Source organism: Streptomyces sp. NPDC005070, from assembly GCF_053600395.1.
The window spans coordinates 1-3,990 of record NZ_JBSFZS010000293.1 but is presented as its reverse complement, the minus strand read 5'-3'; the positions used below and the strand labels follow the sequence as shown (position 1 = coordinate 3,990).

General features: G+C 72.8%; 2 protein-coding genes and 2 pseudogenes. All 4 read left to right on the top strand.

Annotated elements, in window-relative coordinates; all coding sequences use genetic code 11:
* Positions 1-1,118: pseudogene (locus ACWEBX_RS37895) on the top strand (condensation domain-containing protein); the annotation flags it as partial.
* Positions 1,119-1,315: 197 nt separating this feature from the next.
* Positions 1,316-1,518: pseudogene (locus tag ACWEBX_RS37890) on the top strand (IS607 family transposase); the annotation flags it as partial.
* A complete protein-coding gene (gene tnpB, locus ACWEBX_RS37885; protein WP_451889276.1) occupies positions 1,515-2,975 on the top strand; it encodes an IS607 family element RNA-guided endonuclease TnpB in 1,461 nt (486 codons plus the stop codon). The pseudogene ACWEBX_RS37890 and the gene tnpB, both read left to right, overlap by 4 nt.
* 451 nt (positions 2,976-3,426) lie before the next feature.
* Positions 3,427-3,990 (top strand): helix-turn-helix domain-containing protein (locus ACWEBX_RS37880; RefSeq protein WP_451889275.1); only part of this gene is annotated, 564 nt, incomplete at its 3' end.

Genomic DNA, 3,990 nt, shown 5'->3' with positions numbered 1-3,990 from the left:
CCAGGAGGGCCGGGCGAACGGGGCAGTCGCGTACGGGTGGCGGCGTCAGTACGAGTACGACGCCCGGGGCCAGGTCTGCGGCTTCCATGACGTCGCAGGCGGTGTGGGCCCTGCTCCTCTACCGCGCCCGCGACACCGCCCCCGCGCCCGCGGCCGTGGGCTTCGGCCTGGACTTCCCCGGCCGAAGCCTGCTCCTGGACGGCATCGAGGGCATCCCCGGCCCCTTCGAGAACACCCTGCCGCTGAACCTCACCGTCGACCCGGCGCTCACCCTGCCCCACCTGCTGCGCACCCTGCGCGATGTGGTGATGGACCTGTCCGCCTACGAATGGACCACCCCCGCCTCACCCGCCACCGCCCGCACCCTGGGGCCGCGGGCCGGCGGCCTGCTCGCCTTCGACTGCGGCCCGAGCCCCGAGAACGCCTACGGCCACGAACTCGCCGCACACGGCATCCGCCTGGAGGAACAGGAAGCCGCCGGAGCACCCGCCGGATACGCCCTGCGCCTGCGCGCCGGCCACGACGCCCGCCGCGCCCTCGTCCTGACCTGCGCCTACGACCGCGACCTCATCGACGACACCACCACCCGCACCCTGCTGGCACACACCGTACGGCTGCTGCGCCTGCTGCCCGTCACCGCGACCGCGGCCACCACCGTCGCGGACGTACTGGCCTGGATGCCCAGGACACCCACACCCCCGGTCCCCGACGGCCCCGCCGCCCGGGACACGGCCCCCCTCGTCCTGCTGCGCGGCACACCGGCACCCGCCACGGCCACCGTGTGCCTGCTCGACACCCCGGGCGCGCCGCACACCGGGCACCGCGAACTGCTGCGGCACTACCGGGGACCCGAAGCCCTGACCGCGCTGCGCCCCACCGCCGGCCCCCCGCCCGCCCAGGCCGACGTGCTGGCCCGCCTCGCCCGCGCCGGCGGCCGGCTGGTCCTGGGCGGCTACTCCGGCACCGGCGCCCTCGCCTGCGAACTGGCCCACCAGGTCACCCGGGCCGGGGTGCGCCCACCGCTGGTCGTGGTCGGCGGCCCCGACGACGATCCGCACGCGCCCCGAGGCCTGGCGGACGCCCTGCAGCGGGCGGGCGCATCGGCCGCCCGGCCCTGACACGACCCGACCGCCCCCGTGCACCACGGCACCCCCGCCCCCGCACGCACCCGGGCACACCCGGGCACACCCGTACGCCTGTACGCCTGTACGGCGGCGGGGGAGACCGCTGCTAGGGGTGACAACTACTACGGATTTCTTAGTCATTCATAGTCATCTCCGATCGGGCATCTCGGTACCTTGGGCTTGTGAAACTGTTCGGCGTCGAGCACCTGGAGGCCGCACTGTCGGCGTCCGGCTGGCGCCTGGTCGTCCTCGACCCTGCCGAGAGAGCCGACGACCTGGTGCGGGACGCACCGAGGTGCTGACCTCGATGTGCGCCCGCCTGCACGGGCAGCGTGCGGCGAAGGACCGGGCCGCCCGCGCTGTGGCCGTGGTGACCGGGGAGGCCCTCGAGTGAAGAAGTTCCAGCCGCAGCCCGGGTTCGTGGTGCAGGCGTTCCGGTTCGCGCTGGACCCGAATGCCGCCCAGGAGACCGCACTTCGCTCGCACTGCGGTGCGGCGCGGGCGGCGTACAACTGGGCGGTGGGGTGGGTGTCTGCGTCGTGGTGGCAGCGCCGGGCGGAGGAGTCCTACGGCACCCCTGTCGACCGGCTCACCGAGTGGCGGTCGTGGTCGCTGCCTGCGCTGCGCAAGGAGTTCAACCAGGCCAAGAAGACTGACCCGCGCTTCGCTGCCTGGTGGGAGGAGAACTCCAAGGAGGCGTACAACACCGGCCTGGCGAACGCCGCGGCGGCGTTCGACAACTACGCCAGGTCCAAGCAGGGCAAGCGGCGGGGCAAGCGGCTCGGGATGCCCCGGTTCAAGTCGAAGCGGAGGGCACGCCTGTCCTGCCGGTTCACCACTGGCACCATCCGACTCGAGGCCGGCGGCCTTCACGTCACCCTGCCAAGGCTTGGAACCATCCGCGTCCACGAGCCCACCGCCAAGCTCCTCCACCGCGTCCAGGCCGGCAGGGCGCGGATCCTGTCCGCGACCGTCCGCCACGAACGCGGACGCTGGTTCGTCGCCTTCCAGGTCGAGACCGCGCGGGACATCCGCCGCGTCGCACGCCCCGAAGCCGCGGTCGGCATCGACCTCGGCGTGAAGACCCTGGCAGTCATGGCCGACAGCACCGGCGAGATCCGCACCGTGTCCAACCCGCGGCACCTGGACAGCGCCCTGAAAGCGCTGCGCCGGGCCTCCCGCGCGGTGTCCCGCCGACGCGGCCCCGACCGCCGCACTGGGCGGAAGGCTTCCCGCAGGTGGGAGAAGGCCAACGTCCAGCGGAACCGCGTGCATCACCGGGTCGCGAACCTCCGCGCGGACGCCCTGCACAAGCTCACCACGAGCGTTGCTGCCGAGTACGGCACCGTCGTGATCGAGGACCTCAACGTCGCCGGCATGGTGAGGAACCGGCGCCTTGCCCGGCGCATCGCCGACGCAGGCTTCGGCGAAATCCGCCGCCAGCTCACTTACAAGACTCGCCAGCGCCACGCCACCCGCATCATCACGGCCGACCGCTGGTTTCCCTCCTCCAAGACCTGCTCCGGGTGCGGCGCGGTGAAAGCCAAGCTGCCGCTGCACATCCGGACTTACCAATGCGACGCCTGCGGCCTGGTCATCGACCGGGACACGAACGCGGCCCGAAACCTCGCTGCCCTCGCAGCGGCAGCCTGCACGACTGGTGCCGGAGTGGCCGGAGACCAGGACACCGCCCCGGCAGTGTCGAAGCCCCGCGGAGCCGACCAGAAGACCCGCACCACCCGCCCCCGCCGTAAGGCGGGGACGGGGCGGGCAGGTGGCGCAACCCTGCCGCACCAGCAGCAGAAGGAAGCGGGAGACCGTCCTCAAGCCGAGCCCCTGACGCTCTGGTGATGTGACGGACCTTCCAGGCAGAAATGCCCGGAATACTGAGACCTGACTACGGGATCAGCAACGGCCAGTTGATGTCGTCGTCCGACGCGGCATCACGCACCGGCGCCGGCCGGCCGGCCCGGCCCGTGCGGGCGACGCGGCGGGCAGGAACCGCGTGTTTCATGAGAAGACTCCCGTGGACGCGGACGAGGACAGTTCCCGTGAGCGAGGACGGGCCGGTGCGCAGGTACCGGACCCGGGCGCTTGAGACATTGCCCGCAACCGCTCAAGAACCGCTCGAGGAACGCCACAGGAATCCGTGAGGTTCGCACGAACTCCGAGGCACGACACCTGGCAAAACATTGCCCGGCCCTTGCCCGGCCCCCTACGCTCGGTTGCGGCACCCGGGCGGTGGCACGCCCCCTCCGCCCCACGGGCCACCCCCCACCCGTCCGTCCCAGGGAATGGTCACATGCTGCGTCAGCCCGCGTTCGGCCGTCGTCTCCGCAAACTGCGACAGGCCCGCGACCTGTCCCAGACCGCCCTGGCCGGGGACGGCATGTCCACCGGATACCTCTCCCGTCTGGAGTCCGGCGCACGCCAGCCCACCGAGCGGGCCGTCGCCTACCTCGCCGAACGCCTGGGCCTTCAGGCGGCCGACTTCGAGGAACCCGCCGGCGGCTCCCTGGCCCACGCCCTGTCGCTGGTCTCCTCCACCGGCTCCGAGGCGGCGATGGAGACCCTGCGCGAGGCCCTGGCCGCCGAGGGACACGAGGCACCGGTGCTGCGCTGGCAGGCCCTGTGGCAACTCGCCGGACAGCGGCGCCTGCAGGGCGACCACGACGGCGAACGGGAGTACCTGCAGGAACTGGTCCAGCTCGGCGAATCGGTCGGACTGGTCGCCCTGCGGGTCCGCGGCCTGACCCGGCTGGCGCGCTGCCTGCGCACCGTGGGTGAGATCGGCGCCGCCCTCGACGCCGCGATGGCAGCCCACCACCTCGCCCGCGAGGACGGCCTCGACACGGAGGACCGCGCC